The 23,892-nt window shown below is 60.4% G+C and carries 16 protein-coding genes and 4 pseudogenes; 10 read left to right on the top strand and 10 right to left on the bottom strand.

Annotated elements, in window-relative coordinates; all coding sequences use genetic code 11:
• Positions 1-38: 38 nt before the first annotated feature.
• Positions 39-1,400 (top strand): annotated as a pseudogene (locus EFB14_RS09285) (IS66 family transposase); the annotation flags it as partial.
• Between the two features lie 180 nt (positions 1,401-1,580).
• Here EFB14_RS09285 and repC (EFB14_RS09280) read toward each other — a convergent pair.
• Positions 1,581-1,832: pseudogene (gene repC, locus EFB14_RS09280) on the bottom strand (replication initiation protein RepC); the annotation flags it as partial.
• Positions 1,833-2,642: 810 nt separating this feature from the next.
• Positions 2,643-3,098 carry a helix-turn-helix domain-containing protein gene (locus EFB14_RS09275; protein ID WP_125843391.1) on the bottom strand — a complete coding sequence of 152 codons (456 nt, stop codon included), beginning with the start codon at positions 3,096-3,098 and terminating at the stop codon, positions 2,643-2,645.
• Positions 3,099-3,452: 354 nt separating this feature from the next.
• On the opposite strand from EFB14_RS09275, the gene EFB14_RS09270 reads away from it, so the two are divergent.
• Positions 3,453-4,655, top strand: coding sequence for an MFS transporter (locus EFB14_RS09270; protein ID WP_126824680.1), 1,203 nt, complete (start codon positions 3,453-3,455; stop codon positions 4,653-4,655).
• Between the two features lie 284 nt (positions 4,656-4,939).
• Here EFB14_RS09270 and EFB14_RS33350 read toward each other — a convergent pair.
• The 5 genes and pseudogenes from EFB14_RS33350 to EFB14_RS09245 form a co-directional block, all read right to left on the bottom strand.
• Positions 4,940-5,038 (bottom strand): annotated as a pseudogene (locus EFB14_RS33350) (prevent-host-death protein); the annotation flags it as partial.
• An 806-nt stretch (positions 5,039-5,844) separates the two neighbouring features.
• Positions 5,845-7,059 (bottom strand): plasmid replication protein RepC, encoded by a 1,215-nt coding sequence (gene repC, locus EFB14_RS09260; protein WP_126824676.1) that lies wholly within the window; start codon positions 7,057-7,059, stop codon positions 5,845-5,847.
• 187 nt (positions 7,060-7,246) lie between these two features.
• On the bottom strand, positions 7,247-8,236 hold the full coding sequence (gene repB / locus EFB14_RS09255; protein WP_126824673.1) for a plasmid partitioning protein RepB: 990 nt from the start codon (positions 8,234-8,236) through the stop codon (positions 7,247-7,249).
• Positions 8,233-9,447 (bottom strand): plasmid partitioning protein RepA, encoded by a 1,215-nt coding sequence (gene repA / locus EFB14_RS09250; protein WP_125843398.1) that lies wholly within the window; start codon positions 9,445-9,447, stop codon positions 8,233-8,235. Before repA ends, repB begins: the two co-directional genes overlap by 4 nt.
• A 376-nt stretch (positions 9,448-9,823) precedes the next feature.
• A pseudogene (locus tag EFB14_RS09245) lies at positions 9,824-10,466 on the bottom strand (tyrosine-type recombinase/integrase); the annotation flags it as partial.
• A 321-nt stretch (positions 10,467-10,787) separates the two neighbouring features.
• Here EFB14_RS09245 and msuE point away from each other — a divergent pair.
• The 4 genes from msuE (at position 10,788) to EFB14_RS09225 (ending at position 14,245) form a co-directional block, all read left to right on the top strand.
• Positions 10,788-11,348: an FMN reductase gene (gene msuE / locus EFB14_RS09240; protein WP_125843400.1), complete on the top strand. Its 561-nt coding sequence runs from the start codon at positions 10,788-10,790 to the stop codon at positions 11,346-11,348.
• A 245-nt stretch (positions 11,349-11,593) separates the two neighbouring features.
• Positions 11,594-12,433 (top strand): MetQ/NlpA family lipoprotein, encoded by an 840-nt coding sequence (locus EFB14_RS09235; protein ID WP_125847786.1) that lies wholly within the window; start codon positions 11,594-11,596, stop codon positions 12,431-12,433.
• 89 nt (positions 12,434-12,522) lie between these two features.
• Entirely contained in the window at positions 12,523-13,611 is a 1,089-nt protein-coding gene (locus EFB14_RS09230; RefSeq protein WP_125847788.1) for a methionine ABC transporter ATP-binding protein, read from the top strand.
• Positions 13,592-14,245 (top strand): methionine ABC transporter permease, encoded by a 654-nt coding sequence (locus EFB14_RS09225; RefSeq protein ID WP_125847789.1) that lies wholly within the window; start codon positions 13,592-13,594, stop codon positions 14,243-14,245. The genes EFB14_RS09230 and EFB14_RS09225 overlap by 20 nt, the downstream gene beginning before the upstream one ends.
• On the opposite strand, the gene EFB14_RS09220 is transcribed toward EFB14_RS09225, so the two are convergent.
• Positions 14,246-15,604, bottom strand: coding sequence for an LLM class flavin-dependent oxidoreductase (locus EFB14_RS09220; protein ID WP_126824668.1), 1,359 nt, complete (start codon positions 15,602-15,604; stop codon positions 14,246-14,248).
• A 122-nt stretch (positions 15,605-15,726) separates the two neighbouring features.
• Here EFB14_RS09220 and scpA point away from each other — a divergent pair, with 122 nt between their 5' ends.
• A complete protein-coding gene (scpA, locus tag EFB14_RS09215) occupies positions 15,727-17,865 on the top strand; it encodes a methylmalonyl-CoA mutase (RefSeq protein WP_126824665.1) in 2,139 nt (712 codons plus the stop codon).
• A 57-nt stretch (positions 17,866-17,922) separates the two neighbouring features.
• Here the strand turns inward: scpA and EFB14_RS09210 are convergent, their stop codons facing one another.
• Positions 17,923-19,083, bottom strand: coding sequence for a fumarylacetoacetate hydrolase family protein (locus EFB14_RS09210; RefSeq protein WP_125847799.1), 1,161 nt, complete (start codon positions 19,081-19,083; stop codon positions 17,923-17,925).
• Positions 19,084-19,452: 369 nt separating this feature from the next.
• Between EFB14_RS09210 and EFB14_RS09205 the strand changes: the two genes are divergently transcribed.
• From EFB14_RS09205 to EFB14_RS09195, 3 genes are read left to right on the top strand one after another with little or no spacing between them, the layout of a single operon-like run.
• Positions 19,453-20,463: a Gfo/Idh/MocA family protein gene (locus EFB14_RS09205; protein WP_125847801.1), complete on the top strand. Its 1,011-nt coding sequence runs from the start codon at positions 19,453-19,455 to the stop codon at positions 20,461-20,463.
• A 10-nt stretch (positions 20,464-20,473) separates the two neighbouring features.
• Entirely contained in the window at positions 20,474-21,559 is a 1,086-nt protein-coding gene (locus EFB14_RS09200) for a Gfo/Idh/MocA family protein (protein WP_125847803.1), read from the top strand.
• 18 nt (positions 21,560-21,577) lie between these two features.
• Positions 21,578-21,988, top strand: a complete 411-nt coding sequence (locus tag EFB14_RS09195) for a VOC family protein (RefSeq protein ID WP_125847805.1) — start codon at positions 21,578-21,580, stop codon at positions 21,986-21,988.
• A gap of 97 nt (positions 21,989-22,085) precedes the next feature.
• On the opposite strand, the gene atzF is transcribed toward EFB14_RS09195, so the two are convergent.
• Positions 22,086-23,891 carry an allophanate hydrolase gene (gene atzF / locus EFB14_RS09190; RefSeq protein ID WP_126824662.1) on the bottom strand — a complete coding sequence of 602 codons (1,806 nt, stop codon included), beginning with the start codon at positions 23,889-23,891 and terminating at the stop codon, positions 22,086-22,088.
• Between the last annotated feature and the right edge of the window lies 1 nt (position 23,892).

Here is a 23,892-nt window from a genome sequence, read left to right as displayed (position 1 = left end):
GATCTGGAGGCACGGGGGATTCCGATTTCACTTCCTTTATGACGAAGCGCCGTCTCCCCCAGCCGGAGCATGCCGATACGCTGTCGCTGAAGGCGTTGCGCGAGCTCGTGACTGGTCTGGTGGAGCGGGCTGATCGGGCAGAGATCCGGATTGAGGCGCTCGAGGCTGACAACCGAAAGCTTCGAGAAGAAAACGATCAGTTGAGGATCGAGAACACCCGGCTGAAGGTCGACAACCAGCTTCTGCGCGACGAGATTGCGCGACTTAAAAACCTGCCGCCACGCCCACCGTTCAGGCCATCGGGCATGGAACAGGCAACGAGTGACAAGGCGGTTGCCGGCAGCCGAAAGCCTGCGCGGCGTCGCGGGCCGAAGGGCGACACCAGGAGCGCCACGCGCGAAGAGGTGCTGCCTGCCAGAGCCCCACCTGGATCGCGGTTTAAAGGCTACAAGGATTGAGTGGTGCGGGATCTGGTCGTGCGGGCCGAAGTGGTGCGCTATCGCCGCGAATGCTGGCTGACACCGGAAGGACGCACGATCATTGCACCGCTGCCAGCAGGGATAAAGGGCGGCTACGGCGCCAGTCTGCGTCGCTTCTGCCTGATGCTTCATAGCCGTGGACAGGTGACAAGGCAGCGACTGACGACCTTGCTGAACGATGTCGGTGTCGAGATTACAGGGTCATCGCTAGCGATGATCGCGACCAAACGCCAGGTCATCCGGTTTTTGGAAGACCGTCAGGTCGACCCCGCCCTTCTGGCGCGGTTGATGACACGCGAACCGCGGCGGTTTGCCAATCAGGTTCCGTTTCTCGAATATCTGGCCGCCAATGGTGTCGACATCTTCGACAAGGACATAGTCCGCCCGTTTGCCGAGGCCGGCATCAGGGGCGCCATCCGCCATCATGGTCTGGTCGGCAATGCGGTGATTGTCTCCGACGATGCCGGACAGTTCCGCGTCGGCACCCATGCGCTGTGCTGGGTCCACGCCGAACGGTTGCTGCACAAACTGATGCCGGCGACACCCGGCCAAGTACGGCATGTCGAAACCCTGCGGGATCTCATCTGGCGCTTTTACAAGGCCCTGAAAGCCTATCAGCGAAGACCTGATCCCCGTGCAGCCCGGGGCATTCAGGCCCGGTTCGATCGGATTTTTTCCATCCGCACCGGTTATGGCGATCTGGACAAACTGCTGTTTCGGCTGAGCCGCCGCAAGGAAGAACTGCTGCGGGTTCTGGAGCGGCCTGAAACCCCGCTCCACACCAATGCGTCGGAAAGAGATCTCCGCGGATTTGTCATCAAGCGAAAGATTTCCGGCGGCACGGTCAGTCGCAACGGTCGTCAGGCGCGTGACAGCATGCTCGGCCTGATGAAGACCTGCCAAAAGCTCGGCCTGTCGTTCTGCGCTGCCCCTGTAACTTATTGATTCATAATCAAGAAGCAGCCAACAAGAAGCTATCTCGACTTTCATTTCCGTCACGGTTCGTTAACCATAACTACTCGTACCGTGGAGTCCGTCATCCCGTCCTTCCCTGATTGGCGAATTCGTGCAGCCAAGGGACCATCAACATCGGCCTGATGGTCGATCGGCACGGCGTGTCAGATCCCGCGCAGATAGCCGCCGGCGGAGTTGATATACCGCTGCCCTTTCAAGGACGCAGGCCATGACAGTGGCGGCATTTTCAGGTCCCGTGATCTCGCAGGCCTGTTCGTAAGCCGATGGGCTAACGCCGAGCATCGAGCGAACCAACACGACCGCCGCCATCAGATCGCGCCAAGTGCCGATCGAAGCCTGCGGACCACAGGCTGCGATCTCCGGGCAAGCCTGAAGCACCGGGCCCACCCAAGGGGAAATGATTTTAGCCCACCGTTGGCAGTGAGGGTAGAATGGCCCGGCGATGGTTCGCCCCCCCGCTTCATCCGTCAACAGGCGCGCTATCGGTTCGGCCCGACCTGACGATCGATCCTCCACCGTTTGCCACGCACGTGCCGCGTGACGGCACCGAGCGCACCGATCCCCCTATAGGTGAGATGCTGTTTTTCGTCATTATGGAGCGATTCGACCTCAATGTTTACCGCGTTTACCGCAGTAAACTTTTGCGATCGTCCGTCAGGCCGGAAAGGGGTTTTCTACCCCCCACCTACCAGCGCCTCGTCCTAGTTTACTGCAGTAATCTTCTCGATCATTTCCGCCCCAACCCTTGTAGGCAGGGCAATCAAGACCCTATCACGAGGTTGTCCAGTCTTTTTCAAAGGCCTGCACAGGTTGCCGCTGAGTCATCAAAGGGCGCAGCCATACATTCGCTGACCGAATCGCAAGAGGTCAGCCGGCGTCACCGGCGTTCTAGCCGATCAGAATGTGTCGTAAAATATCGACCCCCAATTGACGTCTGGGGCATATGCAATGGAGGAGAGGGCGACGTCGCGACCGATCCCGACCGCGTATGGGCTCGTAGTTGCGCAGAGCAATTTCTTGGACGGGCCGTAACCCTCAAAGGCGCGCAGATATGCGCTTTTAGCTGATCCGCGCAGAAAACAATCGCACGTAGCATCTTTTCAAGGACCGTTATTCGTTGTCGGTCGAGTCGATCGGTCGCAATTCACCAAATGACTCGATCCGGAGCTTCACGCAGAGATTGCCCGGCTATTCTCCGAGAAGGGCGATCTCCGCCACGGAAAATCCTAGCGGTGCGTCGTGACTTTCAGCCTGCGCCATCGCCTTCACCAGCGCGATGATCGTTTCACGGATATTGCGGTCGGCAATCTTCAGAAAGGCGCGATTGAGCACCAAGCCCTCTTTCGTCCGTAGAAATTCCGCGACCGGATCTCCACTCATCGAGAGTTCCAGCCCGCGCGACGTCAACGGCTCGGAATCTCCCTGTTCGAAGAAAAAGCCCACTGACGTATGAAGCACATCTGCGATGCGCTGCAGACGGCTCGCGCCGATGCGGTTGACGCCCTTCTCATATTTCTGAACCTGCTGAAAGGTCACGCCGATCTGTTCGGCAAGCCTTTCCTGGCTCATTCCGAGCAACTGCCGGCGCATTCTTATGCGCGCTCCGACATAGCCATCTATCGCATTCGGTGTCTTGACATTCATCGTGTTTTTTCAGCCTCAATCGCATTTTCCATCGGCGCAGCTCTATTATTCCCCGCGTCGATTTTCCATGATTGTTTTCACATAGCTTATTCAAGATGCGATGATCGCGACCGACTGTGGTATGAAAGCCCCCATCCGGGCGACAGGGACCCTGCATAATCCGCCGGCAGAACAGCAAATCGAACAAATGCCGTACCGATCCCGGGGAAACTGGGCTGTGATTGTCGCCAGCCTTGCGCTAAATGCACTTTAGCGACCGCCGCTCGACAAACTTCCCGGCCCCGATCGCCCCGAAAATCCATCGAAAAAGACGCGGCACGGCACCGACCATGCCTGTGTGCAGGAGGAGTATTCATGGCAACTGTTGCTGAGAGCGCGCCCCGTTTCGAAAAGGCAGCGATGTCCATCCTGATAGCGGTCAGCTTCTGCCACATGCTGAACGACATCATGCAGTCGCTGCTCGCGTCGCTCTACCCGCTATTCAAGGCGAATTACGATCTCGATTTCGTCCAGATCGGCCTCCTCACCATGACTTTCCAGGTCACGGCCTCGCTGCTGCAGCCGGTGGTCGGCATTGTCACCGACCGCTGGCCGATGCCCTATTCGCTGCCGGTCGGCATGGCGAGCACCTTTTGCGGCCTCGTCCTGCTCGGCAATGCCGGCAGTTTCGCCCTGCTGCTTTTCGCCGCAAGCCTGATCGGCTTCGGCTCGGCCGTCTTCCATCCCGAGTCCTCGCGCGTCGCGCGTATTGCCTCCGGCGGCCGCCATGGTTTCGCGCAGTCTTTCTTCCAGGTCGGCGGCAATGCAGGCCAGGCGATCGGCCCACTGCTTGCCGCCTTCATCGTGCTACCGCTCGGCCAGCACAGCGTCTCCTGGTTTGCCGTCATCGCCATGGTCGGCATGATCGTGCTGAGCTGGGTCGGCAACTGGTACATGAGCCACAGACGCCAGAACGCCGGCAGGCATGCGATCAGCCGTACCCTGCCGTTGTCGCAGAACCGGGTCGTCTGGGCGCTGCTGATCCTCGTGCTTTTGACGGCAACGAAGAATGTCTACATGGCGAGCGTGTCGAGCTATTTCACCTTCTATGTCATCGACAAGTTCGCACTCAGCGTGCAGCAGGCGCAGTTGATGCTCTTCCTGTTCCTTGGCTCGGTTGCCGTCGGCACTTTCCTCGGCGGGCCGATCGGCGATCGCTTCGGCGCCCGTTTCGTCATCTGGTTCTCGATCCTCGGCGTCATTCCCTTCGCCCTCCTGCTTCCCTATGCGAACCTCTTCTGGACCGGTGTGCTCAGCATCGTCATCGGGCTGGTCTTCGCTTCAGCCTTCTCGGCGATCGTCGTCTTCGCCCAGGAACTGGTGCCGGGACGCGTCGGATTGATCGCCGGCGTCTTCTTCGGCTTCGCTTTCGGAGCAGGGGGGCTAGGGGCGGCACTGCTAGGAGATTTCGCCGATACCCACGGCATCGACTTCGTCTATCGCATCTGCTCCTACCTGCCGCTGCTCGGCCTGCTGACGATCTTCCTGCCACGCATCCCGGGGCAGAAGCCGGCCTGAAGGGTGTGGTCAGCACGGAATACCTCAGCCCAGGATTTTCCCGATATTCCACGCTAGGCCAGCCTTGACGTTTTGCACGGCCGACTGCGGTCAGTCGATATTAGGAACCCACCGTGCCTCAAAGTGTCCTCAACATAGGCCGGCATGCAGTGGTCCGCGTTGGCCTCGCACTGTCTAGGATCCCAGAGCTGATGGGCGGCGAGTTTCAGCACCAGCGCCAGCGCCTGCGTCGCCCTCCAGGGCAGGAGGGCTCCGGTCGCGACTAAAGACCGGGCTTCGAGATGGTCGATGGCCGCTTGCCGCGGATCAACGTCGCCGAACAGATCGTCGGGCAGACCCCGCTGGCGCAGCAGGCCGAAGGGGCGTATCCCAACTTCGGCCGGGGAGCGTTTTATGACCTTGAGGCGAGACAAAGAATCACGCTCGCCTGCTACGGTTGATGACAATGTCTCGGCTATAATGCCAAGCAAAGATGAAAAGATCCGCGCCGCCCTGCTTTCACGAACAGGAGGTTCCGGTGCGGCGCCTCACTAACTCTCTCGCACCGCTGCGCCCACCATGGTCAGCAAACGGCGTGCGTCGACACGCTTGAAGTTAGGCGCGCCTAACTCGTTGGCGCCCACCACTTGTACGCTTCAAGGCACCCGTCCTACGTTAGCCTGCTCAATTTTCGCGCCCCTTCTTGGCATCAACTGTGAATGTTCAACCCATCTTAAACGACGACGGACAAACGGAAGTCGGATCCATGTTGCGCTCACCATCGAGACAGGCAAGTTAGGCGCGCCTAACTTGCAATCGCAGAGCAAGTAAGGGGCCGCGCGCTCAGTTCGAACTTCGCCCTTCCGCAGTGCCCCATCAGAAACACCGCCGATACCGGCAGCGCTCGGAGTTGCGATGATCGTCGCGCCGACACCAATATGTCCAAAGCTCAGATATCTGAGTACGCATTGTTACGCGCACCAAACAACCTCGACACCGCGTCTCCCTGCCGATTTGACACACCGGCCAACTCCGCATTTCCAAATCGACGCGAGGACCCGGCTCGACACCGATGCACTAAACCCCTGAGGTACAATCACCCCGAGGGGAATTTCGCGAGGCTGGTCCCGGGACAACGGGAAACGCATCAAACGGCTAGGATCTGACGCCACGAGATCGAAACAATACGCGACTTAATCTCGGGGCAGGGCTAGGCGCGCCTAACTGCTCCCCCACTGTTCACCTTCAACTGCGCCATGACCATCGGCCCGAGTGAAAACTCTCCTCGTTCCCAGCGCCTCGTCAAGTCGCGCAGATAGCCACCAGGCGACGTGATAAAGTTCGCCCTCTCGAGAATACAGGCGATCGCGATTGCCGCATTTTCCGGTCCCATCACATCGCAAGCATCTTGATAGGCCGATGGGCTCACACCCAGCATCGATCTGACCACAACGGCAGCCGACATCAGATCACGCCAGCCTCCCACCGCAACGCCGTGTCCATAATCGCAGATCTGCGGGCAAGCCTTCAGTACAACACTCAACGGGAAGGATGTAGTCGCCGGGCGCGGCGGTAAATCGGTTCCACCAGACTTTGCCCCCTGCTCTTTTCGAGAGCTAGGTTCAAGTTCATTGATGGATTCGGGTTTTGAATTCTGTATGTGGCGCTCATTGCGAGCATCATTGGCGCTAATATTTTCGGTTTCTTCGTGACTATTCAGGCGGCTGAGTACTTCGGAGTAGAGGAGCTGCATTTCATCGAGCAGGTTATGCACGTCTGCCTGCGAAGGTGTCCGAGGGATGCGTGCTATCAAATTGAGATAGATGTCCTCGATCGTTTGCCAATCGCCCTCCGCGCCTTCCTCCATCGCCGCGCTAATCAGTTTCCGAACGTCCCTTCGGCATATTGTCAGTGTCTCCTTGGCTCTTCTGAACGCAACACGGGCAGCCACGACCTCCTGCGCCATCAGAGCAAGTTCCTCAGCCCGTGCCAGAAGCGGAGACAGGTCGAAGCCGAAGGCCGTTTCGATGTCGCCATCACGATCCTTCCGTGCAAATCTCTTTCCGTTGGCGCTGTCTTTTCGCACAATCAGACCGGCGTCGACGAGGATTGCGAGATGGCGCCGAAGCGTGGCTCCCGCAATGCCGTGGGCGCGCAGTGTCAGCTGGGCATTCGAAGGAAAGACGATCATCTGCCCATCCTGTCGCAATTCATTGGTCGGAAGGAAGGTTAGAAGCGCATCCAGGATGGCGACGCTGCGATCCTGAAGGCCAAGCGTTTCCCGGGCTTCAGCAACATCACGGAAGACTTTCCACTTCTCGACAGACTTACCAGGCTTGATCTCGTTCGCGGCCACCTGCCGCTTCACGAGGGCAAGCGTCATCGACCGCCGCCCAAACGGCGTCGTCACACTTCCCGTATGCATCGTCTTTCACCTTTCAGAAGGCAAAAGAAATCCGCTCACCAAAAACGGCGCCAAGACTCTTGACGAAGATTCATGGAAATGCGATTCTCTGTCTTGCTACAGAACAGATAAGGGCTTCCAGGACGGCGACGTTCAGGGGGCTCTTTTCTTTTGCGGGTTTCACTCCGTGGTTCGTTGATCCAGCGTGCTATTTCGCAGAGCGGTGCTCGCGATACAGTTCCTCAAGCTTCTCCAGGACGAGCGCGGCAAACTCAGGCGCTTCTTTCCGGTCGATGGCGATTTCCAGTTTTCCGTCCGTGTTCAGCACTTTCGCGAGGCGCTTTCCGTCGGCGGCGGTCCACACGTCAACAGCCACCGGAACTGCCCGCGGTTTCAAGTGCGCGACAACAGCCTTGAAGCGTGCCTCCGAGGGAAGGGACTTGACCGCCGCCGATTCGAGAAACAGCTTGGCCAAGTCGAGCGATCCGTCCTTGGCAAGCAGGTCTGCGAGCTCAACCCAACTCCGGCGCCCTACACCCGGGGCGGAACCGATTGCATTGATCAGATCCCTGGGGATCCTGACTACGACGGACAGCATGTAGGACAGATCGCTTTTATAGACAGACAGCGCTGACATGATGACGTCCCTGGAAAAGCGCTGCTGCAGATTATCGGCGAAGAGGGCCTTCTCGATATAGGTAAGATCCTCGCGCTCGTTGTTCTCCTGGCCCTGCGCCACAACGAGTTGCTCATCCGTCAAATCGCGAACGATTGCCTTGACCGGGCGTTTAAGCGCCTGAACGGCGCGAAGCCGACGGTGACCAAACGCCACTTGATAGCGGCCGGCCTGGTCTGGGTGAGGGCGGACAAGAATCGGCACCTGCTGGCCTTGTTCCTCAATCGAACTAATCAGCCCGTCGATATCGCCGGGCATGCGGTCTTGTACAAAGGAAGGCTCGACCTCGCTTGGGTCGATCTCGATCACTGTCTGGCCCTCTGCAAGTCGCCGTTCGATCTCATCTGCACGGGCCTGACGGGCCTTTTCCTCGCGGATGGTGGACCCGACCTGCTTGACCAACTTGTTGTCCGCCGAGGATTCGTCGGACTGCAGAGACGGCGAAAGCAGCGGACGACCCTGCGTCTTTGCCGGACGCGCTGCGTCGACCTGTACGAGGTTCAGAAGGTTCTTTCGGCTCATACGGCTCTCCCCCAGGATTTCTTGATCAGGGTCTCGATTTCCTCGTTGACGTTGTTCATCGCCTCGAGCGCACGGTCGTATGTGCTGCGCGTAAACTGACCCCTCTCGACCTCGTAAAGGGTCTGGTTGGTCAGTCCGGCATCAGAAACGGCCGTGGTCTTGAGCATGGGGAAATTTAGGACGTGGGAACCAAAGATCGAGCGCAAATACCCCACCATCTGGTTCTGCGGCCCATCGGCAGGCTCAAAGCGCGTAATCAGGTATCGCATCCATGAAAAGTCGACATTTCCCCCTGCTGTGGCGACCTCCCGAAGAAGTTCAGCAACCATCGCCAGGAACTGGTTCATCGACATAACGTCCAGCATCTGGGGATGAACCGTCACGATCACCGACGTCGCTGCGGTGAGGGCGGACAGCGTGAGATAGCCAAGCTGCGGCGGGCAGTCGATGACGACCACATCGTAGTTGCTTTCGACCTCGTCCAAAACCTGGCGAACCCGGTCGAAGAACATCACATCGCCCACTTGGCGCTTCATCAACGCTCGCGGGGTATCGTGCTCGAATTCCATGAGTTCCAGATTGCCCGGGATTAGGTGAAGATCGGGAATGTATGTCGAGCGAATGATCTCTTGGATGGGCCGGCGCTCGTCATCATAGCGAATAGCGCCGTACATGGTTTCGTTGGAGCCTACATCGAGTTCGGGCTGGTTGCCGAAGAGCGCCGAAAGGCTGGCCTGAGGATCCAGATCGAGGGCAAGAACCCTGTACCCGCGCAATCCTAGATGCTGCGCCAGATGCGCTGCCGTTGTGGTTTTGCCGGAGCCACCCTTGAAGTTCATAACCGATATAACTTGCAGCGCTTCACCATCGCGCCGGTGCGGAAGATACCGCCTGTCGGCGCGGCCGACACGATCGAGATGCCTGCGGATTTTGTCGATGTCTTCGACCGAATAGGAGCGGCGACCGCCCGCCGTCGTGCTCACCTCGAGATCCTCGATGTCGTTTGACACCTGACGAAGGTAGACTTCCTTGACACCCACGAGCTTAGCAGCTTCTGATGGCTGGAAATGCCGAATCCCTTTTTCGGCAACCGGTGGGAAAGTGCTCAGGTGATGTGCTTGAAGCTGCGTTGCAAGCGCTGACGAATGCCGTTCGATAAGTTCGACCAATGTCTCCTGTGCCGCCAATTTATTTCCAGCCGGTCGCTTCATTTTCAGCCCGATATTTCACAACAGCGCTTTGAGGCGGCCAAAACCGATTTACACCGCTGTTGCAATAAGCCCCGATTCTGGTGGGCGGGCAAGCTATTTATGGTAAAGGAATTCTTAACGAACCTCCTGGTCTTGAAGGAAAATCGCCGCTCTTTACCCCAAAACTTCCAAGCGAAACAAGCGTTTGACGTATTCGGGCGCACATACGAAGATCCTCGCAAAAAGCAGTTGATATTAGAGGCGAATGCCTCGTGTCCCTGCGTCGGTGCCTACTTTCGGATGGAGAACCAAGCGACTCAGTACAGTGGCATGTCCAGCCGAAAACATTATTCGACTTCAAAGGCACCGCGGATGGCGATATTGAGAAAACAAAAGATTACGAGAACAATCGCGCGGCGCGCCCAGGCCGTCGGGTAGCGCTGTTGTAATAGCTGACGCCTGCTGCACTGATCGATGCCGAGATTGCTCCATTGCCTCTTAGAGCGGGACGCCACGGTTTGCCGCTTCCGTCAGATATCCCGACCGCAACCCGTTCGCGGAAAATTCGCTCACCTCTAAACCAGCCGCTGCCACCGTCTGCTTGACGATATCGTTGACCGCTTTTGGGTCGAGCGCACGACGGGACACATCGCCCCAACGATCGATCGCACGGGATATGCTGCCGCTGTCGATCTTTGCACCCGTCAACCAGACGTTCAGCGCGTCCACCGGCCGGCCGCTCAGATAAGCGATTTCATCTTGGCCGGCGCCAGAATTCTTGGTGTGGCCGAGGTGGGTGGAAAGAGAGGGCAGGGACTTCCGTCCTCACCGCGGACCGGCGCCTCGATCGTCAACTGCTCCTTGCGCAGACCGGCCACCTCGCTGTGCCGGCGTCCACCGGAGGCTCGATCCCGAATGTCGCGCAGACTGTCGCTGCTGCAGGTTGCGAGCAGCCCGGCCAGCACCTCGCCTGTCACCGCCTTGGCGCTCTTGCGGCGACGTGGCCGTGCTACGGCGCGTACCGCCAGCCGGATCGCCGACACCCACGGCATCGACTTCGTCTATCACATCTGCTCCTACCTGCCGCTGATCGGTCTCCTGACGGTCTTCCTGCCGCGCATCCCCAAGCAGAAATCGGCTTAGGTCGGTCGCCTGCAGATAATGCATGAGCCCGGATATCCCTCGGGAATTCCGGGCTCGACGCATTATGCGATTTCGCGCGTCGCTATCGCGACGGGCACGAACGTATTTTTCTTCTCATATGAGGAAGAGGGATCACCATTCCTTTAATCCACTATTTTTATAGATAATATTCATTGGAGAATGACATCGGTTTCGGCACGATATTGGAAGGAAATGGCATGTCTGCTCTCAAACTGGTCGGCCTCGCGGGTAGCTTTAACCGTCCCTCGAGGACCTTCGCGCTTATCGAAAATGTTGCTGGCCTCGCCGCTGAGAGATACGGCTTCGACAATACCCTCTACGACCTGACCGATGTCGGCCCCTCGCTTGGCCAGACGCTGCGCCGTGACGATCTCGACAGTCGTGCAAAGAAGGTCGTCGACGATATCGTCAATGCCGACGTGCTGGTCATCGGAGCGCCGACCTACAAGGGCAGCTATCCCGGTCTCTTCAAGCATCTGATCGACCTGATCGACCCACATGAACTACGCGCTAAACCGATCGTCATCACCGCGACAGGCGGCGGCGATCGGCATGCGCTGATGGTCGAGCATCAGCTCCGTCCGCTCTTCGGCTTTTTCATGTCTCACACACTGCCGACCGCCATCTACGCGTCCGACCGCGACTTCACCGATTACCGCGTCTCATCCGAACCGCTTTCCAAGCGGATCGGAGACGTCGTCAGCGAGATTTCGGCCTTCTTTCCCCTTCGCAATCAGGCACTTATCGCTGCCGAGTGAAGATTGCCGGAATGGTTCGAGACGGCGCCCCTGAGGCGCCGTTTTTCGTTTTTAGCAGATACTCACATGCTGCGATTAATCCATAAATTTGATAGAAATTTATCCTGCCTATATGGATGGCAAGGCAAGAGTTTTCCCGACCTTTCCCCCACATCAGACTTTCGTACTTCGCTCGCAGTCCGCCCATTTGCCATGATCAGCCTGCTCGGGGCGTTCGGCCTCATTCAGTCAGACGGGATATAACAATGACCAAGAACAAAAATCTTCACGGCTTCCACCTTTCGCGTCGCGCGGCTCTTGCTGCCGTCGCCGTTTCTGCTGCCGCGCTTTTTAATTTTGCAGCACCCGCGCCTTCCTTTGCCGAGGACAAGTCGATCAAGGTCGGCATCATGGCCGGCGAAGAGGAGGATGTATGGCGTGTGGTCACCAGCGAGGCGGCCAAGAAGGGCCTCAAGATCGAGACCATCACCTTCAACGACTACACTCAGCCGAATGAAGCGCTGGAGCGCGGCGAAATCGATGCCAACGCCTTCCAGCACCAGCCCTATCTCGACAACCAGATCAAGCAGCACGGCTATCACATCGTTCGCGTCGGTTATACCGGGGTCTGGCCGATCGGCCTCTACACCAAGAAGCACAAGTCCGTTGCCGAGATCCCGGAAGGGGCGGTCATCGGTGTGCCGAATGACCCCTCGAACGAAGGCCGAGCGCTGCGCGTTCTCCAGAAGGAAGGCCTGATCAAGCTGAAAGACGGCACCGGCATTCTGGCGACCGTTGCCGATGTCACCGATAACCCGAAGAAGATCGAGATCAAGGAACTTGACGCCGGTATCGTCGGCCGCTCGATCGACGATCTGGATGCCGGGATCGTCAACACCGACTGGGCGCTGAAGAGCGGTCTTTCGCCGGCCGAGCGCATTGCGCAGGAGCCGGTCGCCGACAATCCGTACCGCAACTTCATCGCCGTCAAGGACGAGAACAAGGATGCCGACTGGGTCAAGACGCTTGTCTCTTCCTATCAGAACGACACCGTGAAGGCCGAATTCGAAAAGGTCTACAAGGGAACGGGCCTCAGCGCTTATTGATCCAAGAGAAGGCCGGGGTTAAGGCCTGCCAAGAGGCGGTCCGGGCGTTCCTTGCCCGGACCGCCTTCAGTGTTTGTAAGGAAAAGCACATGAATTCGTTTGTTTCCACCACGGCGATCGAGGGACAGCAGCAAGCCGTCGCGGCCGAAGAGGTGGTGAGACTTACCGACGTCAAGCGGCGGTTCGGAGTCACCGCAGCGCTCGACGGCATTTCACTGACTGTGAAAAGGGGCGAGATCCTCGGCATCATCGGCCGCAGCGGCGCCGGCAAATCGACTCTGATCCGCTGCCTGAACGGCCTGGAGCGCGCCGACAGCGGCGAGATCTTCATCGAAGGCCGCGACATCACGGGACTTGCAGAACAGGAGCTGCAGCCGCTGCGCCGTCGCATTGGCATGATCTTCCAACATTTCAATCTGCTTTCCGCCAAAACCGTCGAGGAAAACGTCGCTCTGCCGCTGAAGATCGAGGGCGTTTCAAAGAACGAGCGCTTGAAGCGGGCGCATGAACTGCTCGATCTCGTCGGCCTTGCCGATAAGGCCAAGGCCTATCCTGCGTCGCTCTCCGGCGGCCAGAAACAGCGTGTCGGCATTGCCCGCGCGCTCGCCGCGCGCCCGGCGCTGCTGCTCTCCGACGAGGCAACGTCGGCGCTCGATCCCGAGACGACCCGGTCGATTCTGGCGCTGCTCAAGGACATCAACAGTAAACTTGGCCTGACCATTCTGCTGATCACGCACGAGATGGAAGTTGTGCGCGGCATTGCCGATCGCGTCGCCGTCATCGATGCCGGACGGATCGTCGAGGAAGGGCAGGTCTGGTCGGTCTTCGCCGACCCGCAGGCTGATATCACCAGGAGCTTGCTCGGCGGCATCCGCCCACAGCTTCCCGACCACATCGCCCGTCGGCTTTCGACAATCGCAGGAACCGAAGCCATTCTCAGCGTCGATCTTGCCGGACCAGAAGCGCAAGGTGCGCTCTTTGCCGAGCTCTCGGCGGCTCTGCCGCATTCCTTCCGCCTCGTCCATGGAGGCATCGATCACATTCAGAACCAGCCGGTGGCGCGGTTCTTCATCGCCATTCCCACGCGCGACTCCGGGCTTGCCGGAAAGGTCGAGCAATTTCTGACAGCCCGGTCCGCCCGGGTGGAGGTGCTTGGTTATGACACCGATCATGTTTGAACTGCTTCTTCGCTCGCTTTGGGAGACGGTCTTGATGACCGTCGCCTCGGGTGTGATCTCGCTCGTTGCCGGCCTGCCGCTCGGGCTTGCCCTCGTTGTAACGGCGCGCGGCGGCATCGCCGAAAACCTTTCGATCAATCGCGCCCTCGGCGCTGTCATCAACGGTTTCCGCTCGGTGCCCTTCATCATCCTGCTGGTTGCGCTGATCCCGCTGACGCGGCTGATCGTCGGCACCGCGCTCGGCACATGGGCGGCCATCGTGCCGCTCGCCATCGCCGCAACGCCCTACTACGCGCGCATCGCCGAAGTATCGCTGCGCGAAGTCGACCGCGGACTGATCGACGCCGTGCGCGCCATGGGCGGCAATCGCTGGACGATCATTCGTGAGGTGCTCGTACCCGAAGCGCTGCCTGGCATTGTCGCCGGTTTTACGGTGACGTTGGTGACTCTGATCGGCGCCTCTGCCATGGCGGGCGCGATCGGCGCCGGCGGCCTCGGCGATCTCGCCATTCGCTACGGCTATCAGCGCTTCGAAACCAATGTGATGATCGCGGTCGTGGCCGTTCTCATCGTTCTGGTCTGCGGCATCCAGTGGCTCGGCGACCAGCTGGTCGCCGGGCTCGACCACAAATAGTCAGCGCCGGAATCTGGCGGCGGGATGAGCGGCGGGCAACCTGCCGCTCTCGCCGCCGAAGAGCTTTTGCCGCAGCGGCCCTTCGCTGTAATCCGCCTTATAGACGCCGCGCTCCTGCAGCACAGGCACCACCAGGTCGACGAAATCGCGCAGGCTCTCCGGCGCCACCGTCCGCGCAAGATTGAAACCGTCGATGTCGCCCTCCTCGATCCAAGTCTTGAGATGATCGGCAATCTGCTCCGGCGAGCCCACGATCGGCTTCATCCGGCTCCCGAGCACCATCTGGTCGATGATGTCACGCTTCGTCACCGGCTTTGCCGCACGCTTGGTAATTGCCGCGAGCGCCGATTGGTTGGCGTTCGTCGAACTCTGGTCGATGACGTCGTCCGGACCATATTTTGAAAAATCGATACCGACGGAAGCGGAGTAATGCGCAAGTGAAGCTTCGACGCTGGCATGGCGTCGATAGTCCTCCAGCTTCTCCTGTGCCTGCCTCTCCGTCCGCCCGACGACGGGGGTGATTAGGTTCAGGATCTTCAAAGCGCCGGCGCCGCGGCCGAATGTCTCCGCTTTCGCCCGCAGCGCGTCGACGGTTGGCCGAACCGCCTTGGGGTTCGGGGCGGCGATGAAGACGCATTCGGCGTGGCGAGCGGCAAAATCCTGCCCGCGCGCCGAGGCGCCGGCCTGGAAGAGCAGGGGGGTGCGCTGCGGAGAGGGTTCGGAAAGATGGATGCCCTCCATCCTGTAATATTTGCCGTCGTGACGAACGGCGCGCACCTTCGACGGATCGGCATAGATGCCGCTCGCCCTGTCGCGCGAGACCGCGTCGTCGTCCCAACTGCCCTCCCAGAGCTTGTAGACGATCTCGAGATATTCCTCGGCTGCGTCGTAACGCGCATCATGTTCCGGCAACCTGTCGAAACCCATGCTGCGAGCAGCACTATCGAGATAACCGGTGACAATGTTCCAGCCGATCCGTCCCTTGGTCAGGTGATCGAGCGTCGACATGCGCCGCGCCAGCAGGAAAGGTGGCTCATAGGTGGTGTTGACGGTGACGCCGAAGCCCAGATGCTTCGTTACATAGGCCATCGCCGAAATCGGGATCAGCGGATCGTTGACAGGAATCTGTGCAGCCGCCTCGATGACCGGCGCCGGACTGCCCTTGTAGACGTCATAAACGCCGACAATATCGGCCAGGAAGATGCCGTCGAGCTTGCCGCGCTCAGCGGTCTCGGCAAACTCCGTCCAATAAGCGAGATCGGTATAGTGCATCGAACGGTCGCTCGGATGCGTCCAGAGGCCGTGATTGATATGCCCGACGCAATTCATGTCGAAGGCATAGATCTGCATTGTCTTCATGAGGCAGGTCCTAAGGCCGGCGATAGAAATCAATGATTTGCTGCTTTATTTATCCTAAGTCTGTATCGCACGAGGTGCTTGTGAAATGGTAGGCTACGGATGAAAAAAGCCGGAGGAAACGCATGACGAAGAAGACGCTGTCGGATTGGGAGGAACTTGCGCAGAAGGAACTGCATGCCGCGCCCGAGACGCTCACCTGGCGCACGCCGGAAGGCATTGCCGTCAAGCCGCTCTATACGGCCGAGGATCTCGAGGGCGCCGAGCACCTTGGTTCGCTTCCCGGTTTTGCGCCCTTTACCCGTGGGCCGCGCGCAACGATGTATGCCGGCCGACCCTGGACGATCCGCCAATACGCCGGCTTCTCCACCGCCGAGGCGTCGAATGCGTTCTACCGCAAGGCGCTTGCTGCCGGGCAGCAGGGTGTCTCCGTAGCCTTCGATCTCGCGACCCACCGCGGCTATGACAGCGACCATCCCCGCGTCGAGGGTGATGTAGGCAAGGCCGGTGTGGCAATCGACAGTGTCGAGGACATGAAGATCCTGTTCGACGGCATTCCGCTGGAGAAGATTTCCGTCTCCATGACGATGAACGGCGCCGTCATCCCGATCCTCGCTTCCTTCATCGTGGCGGGCGAGGAACAGGGTGTCCCGAAGGCCGAACTGTCCGGAACCATCCAGAACGACATCCTCAAGGAGTTCATGGTCCGCAATACCTATATCTATCCGCCCGAACCCTCGATGCGGATCGTCGCCGACATCATCGAATATACCGCAAGGGAGATGCCGAAATTCAACTCGATCTCGATCTCCGGCTATCACATGCAGGAGGCCGGCGCGACGCTGGTGCAGGAGCTCGCCTTCACGCTTGCGGACGGCCGCGAATATGTCCGCGCGGCGATCGCCAAGGGCCTCCATGTCGATGACTTCGCCGGAAGGCTCTCCTTCTTCTTTGCGATTGGCATGAATTTCTTCATGGAGGCGGCCAAGCTGCGCGCCGCCCGGCTGCTTTGGACCCGCATCATGGAGGAGTTCCAGCCGAAGAAGGCTTCCTCGCTGATGCTGCGCACCCATTGCCAGACGTCGGGTGTCTCGCTGCAGGAACAGGACCCTTATAACAACATCATCCGCACCGCTTTCGAGGCGATGTCGGCAGTGCTCGGCGGCACGCAGTCGCTGCATACCAATTCCTTCGACGAGGCGATTGCGCTGCCGACGGAATTTTCAGCCCGCGTCGCCCGCAACACCCAGCTCATTCTGCAGCATGAAACCGGCGTCACCAAGGTGGTCGATCCACTTGCCGGCTCCTACTACGTCGAAAGCCTGACGAAGGAACTGGCTGACACGGCCTGGGCGCTGATCGAAGAGGTCGAGGCGCTCGGCGGCATGACGAAAGCCGTCAATGAGGGGCTGCCGAAGCGGTTGATCGAAGAGGCCGCGACCCGCCGCCAGGCGGCGATCGACAAGGGCGAAGAAGTCATTGTTGGCGTCAACAAGTATCGCCTGGAGACCGAGGAAGAGATCGACATCCTGGCGATCGACAATGCGGCGGTACGCGGCGCCCAGATCAGGCGGATCGAAGAAACGAAGCGTCGCCGCGATGGCGCGAAAGCGGCCGAAATGCTTCACGCTCTTTCGGACGTCGCCCGCAGCGGGCGGGGCAATCTGCTCGCCGCTGCCGTCGAGGCGGCACGCGCACGCGCTACCGTCGGCGAGATATCGGATGCGATGCGGCAGGCCTTTGGCGATCACGCCGCAACGCCTGAGGTCATCAAGGACGTCTATGGCGAGGCCTATCGCAACGAGCCGGAGCTTGCCGTGTTGAAAACCCGCATGGCGGAGGTGACGGAGACGATGGGGCATCGGCCGAAGATCATGGTCGCCAAACTCGGCCAGGACGGACACGACCGGGGCGCCAAGGTGATCGCATCGGCCTTCGGCGATATCGGCTTTGACGTGCTCGCCGGACCGCTGTTCCAGACGCCCGACGAAGCAGCCAGGATGGCGATCGGCGAAACAGTCAATGTCATCGGTGTTTCATCGCTTGCGGCAGGCCACAAGACGCTGTTGCCGCAGTTGATCGACAGACTGAAGGAGCAGGGCGGCGGCGATATCATCGTCGTCTGCGGCGGCGTCATCCCCCGGCAGGACTATGAATTCCTGCACGAACACGGCGTTGCGGCCGTATTCGGGCCGGGGACGAACGTTCTCGAAGCGGCGAACTCCGTCCTCGACCTGCTGCAGGGCAGGCGGCGAAACCAATAGCTCATAACATTTGCGCAATTCCGGACGCAAAACCGCTGCGCACTTTTGCGGAATTGCTTAGAGCAGCCCGCGCTTCGCGAGGTTGCTCATCAGCGCCGAAATGCCGAAGGTCCAGGGCGGGCATTCGGTGGAGAGGCGCACCGTGTTGACGAGCGTACCGAGCCCCGCCGAAGAAATCTCGACTACGTCGCCGATCTTGTGCGTAAAGCCCTGTTTCGGCGCGTCGCGATCCTGCGTCGGCGCAAACAGCGTGCCGAGAAACAGCATGAAACCGTCAGGATACTGGTGGTGGGGGCCGAGCGTCTGTTTGACGAGATCGGTCGGGTCACGGCTGATCTGCGACATCGAACTCTTGCCATGCAGCACGAAACCATCCTGCCCAGTGACCTTCAGGTCGAGCTCGGCCTTGCGCACGTCATCCAGGCCGTAACCGGCATCGAACAGGCGGATGAAGGGGCCGATCGAGCAGGAAGCATTGTTGTCCTTGGCCTTGCCGAGCAAGAGCGCCGAGCGGCCCTCGACGTCGCGCAGATTGACGTCGTTGCCGAGCGTCACGCCCTTGATCTCGCCGCGGCTGTTGACCGCGAGCACGACTTCCGGCTCCGGGTTGTTCCAGGTCGAGATCGGATGCAGGCCGACATCCGCGCCCCACCCGACTGAGGAGAGCACCGGCGCCTTGGTGAAGACCTCGGCATCAGGACCGATGCCGACTTCGAGATATTGCGACCACATGCCCTCGTCGATCAGGGCCTGCTTGACCTTGGCCGCCTCGGGCGAACCGGCCTTGAGATTGGTGAGGCTACCGCCGATCAGCGCACTGACGCGCTCGCGGATCGAGGCGGCGCGATCGGGATTGCCGGCTGCCTTCTCCTCGATGACGCGCTCGATCATCGACTGCGCGAAGGTGACGCCGCAGGCCTTGACCGCCTGCAGGTCGGCGGGTGCAAGCAGGTGGGGATGCGCCGCATCCGGCGCTCCTGTGCTGTTGGCGGCGATCTCCTCCAGCGAACCGATCGCCTTGCCATTTGCGGCTCGGGCGAATCCGGCGGCATCCTGCCTCTCCAGCAGGACGCTCAGCGTCGGCGTTTCGCGCGACGTGATATCGATGAGCATTCCCTCCCGAAGCGTAACGATGCTCGGGCCGGCAATCTCGGGGTTCCAGACACGGCCGACAAAAAGACCGGCCCAAGCAGCGGCATCGAGAAGAGAATGAGACATGGTGATCTTCCGTCGCAGGCGAGCGGGGGAGCGCTCTTTATAAATTTTGAGGTCGTTGCCGCCCTCCAGCCCGGCAGCGGTCGAAATCGATCACATTCACGGAGATGGAGCAAGGTAGGTCGGGGAAAAAGACTTTCGCCGGATCGGATCGAATGGGTGGTCGGCGATCGGAATTCCAGTGAGCGAAAGGCGTAAATAACTATTTAGATACATAATAATCATTGTTTTACAGATGGTTAGATACACACACTAGCGATTTCACCTCTCACCTTGCCTTGACAGGAGCCAACTTTCGTTATCTGTTTTGGCCGACATGGATGATGCCGGCGTCGGCCGGCGCCAAGACAATCCAGGGAGGATATTGCAGCGATGTTGAGATTTGCCGTCGTCGGAATCGACCATGGGCATACGTTCGATCACGTGAAGGGATTGCTCGCCTCAGGCGGCGAGTTTGTCGGCTATTGCCCTCAGACCTCGGTGCCGGCGTTGCGCGAGGCCTTCGAGAAGACTTATCCCGATGTGCCGCAGATCGACCGGGAGAAGCTGTTTGCCGATCCGTCGATCGACGTTATCTGCATTGCCGCAATCCCGCGCGACCGCGCCGGTCTTGCCATCCGCGCGATGAAGGCGGGCAAGGACGTGATGACCGACAAGCCTGGCGTGACAACCTTCGCCCAGCTTGAGGAAGTCAAGAAGACCGTTGCCGAGACCGGCAAGATCTTCTCCATCTGCTTTTCCGAGCGCCATTGTGTGCGCTCTGCCGTCAAGGCCGGCAAACTCGTCGCCGAGGGCGCGATCGGCAAGGTGATCCAGACGCTCGGCGTCGGTCCGCACCGGCTGCAGTTGCCGACCCGGCCGGACTGGTTCTTCGATCCGGAAGCCTTCGGCGGCATTATCGTCGATATCGCTTCCCACCAGGTCGACCAGTTCCTGTTCTACACCGGCTCGACGTCGGGCGAGGTCATCGCCAGCTCGATCGGCAATTTCGGCATGCCCGACAAGCCCGCCTTCCAGGATTTCGGCGAGGTGCTGCTGCGCTCCGATAGGGCAGCGGGCTATGTCCGTGTCGACTGGTTCACACCGGAGGCGCTACCGACCTGGGGCGACGGACGCCTCACCATCCTTGGCACCGAAGGCTATATCGAGCTGCGCAAATATATCGATATCGCCGGCCGGCCGGGCAAGGATCACCTCTTCCTCGTCAACGGCAAGGAAATGACCCACATCGACTGCAGTGGTGAAAAACTCGACTATTTCGATGCTTTCACTGCCGACGTCGGCAATCGCACCCAGACGGCGATGACGCACGAGCACGTGTTCGAAGTCTGCCGCCTTTCGCTCGAAGCCCAGGCGAAAGCCGCGCGCATCGGCGCTCGCTGAGGAGGATATCATGACCAGGAAATTGCGCGTCGGGGTCATCGGCGCAGGCATCGCTGCGCGGCATCTGACCGGCTTCGGCTGGAACAAGGAGCTCTTCGAGGTTCCGGTCCTCTGCTCGCTCGACGAGGAGCGCGGCAAGGCGCTGTGCGAGGAATTCGGGATCGTCGAATACACGCAGGATGCCGATTCGCTGTTTGCTCGCGACGACCTCGACATTATCGACATTTCAACGCCGCCGAGCTCGCATTTCGAACTCTGCCGCAAGGGTATCGAATCCGGCAAGCACGTGATCTGCGAGAAGCCGCTCTTCGGCTCGATCGCCGAGGTCGACGAGATGGAACGCATCCTTGCGCGCTTCCCCGGCAGGAAGCTGATGCCGATCTTCCAGTATCGCTACGGCTCCGGCCTGCAGAAGCTGAAGCTGCTGATCGAGCGCGGCCTCGCCGGCAAGCCGTTCCTGACGACGATCGAGACCCATTGGTGGCGCGGCCCGGATTATTATGCCGTTCCGTGGCGCGGCAAGTGGGCAACCGAGCTCGGCGGCGGCCTTCTCGGCCATGCCATCCACGCCCATGACATGCTGAATTATGTGCATGGCCCCTGCGCCGAGGTGTTTTCCTATGGCGCCACGCTGGTCAATCCGATCCAGGTCGAAGATACGGCCGCCCTTTCGGTGAAGATGCAGAACGGCTCGCTGGCGACGCTGTCGATGACGCTCGGGTCACGCAAGGAGATCTCGCGACTGCGCTTCTGCTTCAACGATCTCGTCGCCGAAAGTATCATCGAACCCTATACGATGGGACGCGATCCGTGGACGTTCGTCGCGGGGACAGAGGAACATCGGGCGCGGATCGACGAGGCGCTCGCCACCTACGTGCCCGGCGAGGATGGCTACACCCGTCAGTTCGAACTCTTCCACAAGGCGATCGTTGAGGACAAGGAACCACCGGTGACTTTGCAGGATGCCCGCAATTCGCTGGAGCTGGTAACCGCAGCCTATTTCTCGCAGCGCACCGGCCGGCCGACGTCGATGCCGATCGCCGCCGATCATCCGCTCTACCGCTCCTGGCTCCCCGAAGAGGAACGCAGCGTCTGAGCAGGGGAGGGCCCTCCTATGCTGAAATCCTTCGAGCATGTCGGCATGACGGTCGGCGACATGGACCGCGCCATCGATTTTTACTGCGGCCTGCTTGGTCTCAGCCTCGTGCTGCGCAAGACGATGGCGAATGGCATGCAGGTGGCGTTCCTCGATGCAGGCGGCGGCATGCTGGAGGTATTCGCCCCACTCGGCGGTGCATCGAGGGCGGTCGACGTGCCTGAAGATACGGCCGGCGTCCGGCACCTTACCTTCCATTTCGACAATGTCGACGAGACCTTCGCCCGACTTGAACAGGCGGGCGTCGAGATCAAGGAGCGTCCGCGGCTCGCCGTCCATTCCGAGATGCTGAACAAGATCGCCTTCGTTCGCGATCCCGACGGCATCATCGTCGAGCTTGCCGAACGCTCTCAGAGCCGCCAGGGTTGACGCAGGTCCTGCCGATCGCTTCGCCGCGGGCGGTCAGACCGTCCCGCAGCAGATTGATCAGGCGCCGGATGAGCTTTGCTGTCATCGACAGCTCCCTTCAGCTTGCCCGCTTGGCGCTGATATAGTTGCGCCAGCCGCCAAGCGCCGTGATTTCCTCGGCATCTTTCACCGCATGGACCTCACAGAGAAAACCGGAAACGCTCGTGCCGTCATCGAGCGCCACTTTTCCGATGCCGAGCGGCGCCGGGATCTTCTGGACGAAGCGGCCGAAAGCATCGGCGGGCAGCGCCCAGACCTCGACCTCCAGCCCGCGGCCCTTGTAGCCCGGCTCACGGACAAGACCGGGCTTTGGCGGCACGGTGTCCGGCAGCACGAAGAGACGGTATTCGCCTGATGTGTTGCAGGTCTTGACTAGGCGGGCACCAGCGCCGGTCAGCTCATGATTGAGCGGCATGCCGGTCAGATGCGCGCCAACGACTGCGATTTCGACGAAACCGTCATCGCCAGGCGCAACACGGCTCGTCTCGGGGATAACAGCCCGCCGGTCGATGCCCATGCCGGAGCTTGCGGCGCGATGCAGCGCATCGGCAAGCGGCGCCAGCGCGTCATCGGTGAAGGCGGGTGCGATGACGGTGACGCCGCCCGGCAAGCCGCCTTTGCCGAACCCGGCCGGAACGGCAATCGCGGCGCAATCAAGCAGGTTGACGAAATTGGTGTAACGGCCGAGGCGGCCGTTGAGCACGACGGGATTGGCGAGCATATCGGCGACGGTGTAGGTGGTTGGTGCGGTCGGCAGAAGAAGCACATCCGCCTTTTCCCATTCGGCTTCGGTCTTGCGGCGCAGCTCCTCCAGCCGGTAGCGGCCGTCGAAGGCCTCGACCGCGGTCTTGCCTTTGGCGCCTTCGATGATTCCTCTGACGGTCGGATCGAAATCGGCGGCGTTGGTGGCGAGGAAATCCTCGACCGCGGCCAGTCGCTCGGCGACCCACGGCCCGTCGTAGAGCAGAGCGGCAGCCTCGCGGAATGGGGTGTAGTCGAAGGGAACGATGGTTGCCCCGAGCGCCTTTGCGCGCTCGATTGCCTGGTCGTAGAGCGCCTCCACTTCCGTGTCGCCGAAGAATTCCCGCTCGGCGCCTGCCAGGACGCCGATGCGCAGGCCCGATACCGGCAAGTTCGCCGGCTTGGCGCGGCGCGAGAAGGGATCGGCGGCATCGAAGCCTTCGGCGACCTTGCGGATCGCGACGCCGTCGCCGACGGTCGCGGCAAAGATCGTGATGCAGTCGACGCTCTTGCAGGCAGGGACAGCGCCGGTATTCGGCAGGAGACCCGGCGTCGGCTTGATGCCGACCAGATTGTTGAAGGCGGCCGGCACGCGGCCGGAGCCCGCCGTATCCGTGCCGAGCGCGAAGACGGCAAGGCCGGAGGCCACCGTGACCGCCGATCCGGAACTTGAGCCGCCCGAGATATAGGCCGCATCGAAGACCGAGCGCGGCGCGCCATAGGGCGAGCGCGTGCCGTTGAGGCCGGTCGCGAACTGATCGAGATTGGTCTTGCCGATGACGATGGCGCCGGCTGCTCTCAGCCGCGCGACAACGGTGGAGTCCGCCTTCGGCCGATACGCATAGGCGGGGCAGGCGGCGGTCGTCGGCAGGCCTGCGGCGTCGATATTGTCCTTCACCGCGAAGGGTACGCCCCAGAGCGGCAGGCTGTTTGCCTCAGGCGCGCGTGCCATCAAGTCTTTCGCGGCAGCGCGCAGTTCTTCGTCGGGCACCGGCGTAATGAAAATTGCCGCATCTCTAGAGGCGGCGCGACGGACAATCACCTCTTCGATGGCGTCGAGCGGCGTCAGGCCAGATTGATAGGCGGCGCGAAGGCTTGAGAGATCGAGAATGGTCGGCAGCATG

Origin of the sequence: Rhizobium fabae, assembly GCF_003985135.1 — a bacterium.
Lineage (GTDB): Bacteria > Pseudomonadota > Alphaproteobacteria > Rhizobiales > Rhizobiaceae > Rhizobium > Rhizobium pisi.
The sequence above is the reverse complement of the archived record's forward strand: the minus strand, read 5'-3'. Positions and strand labels throughout refer to the sequence as shown.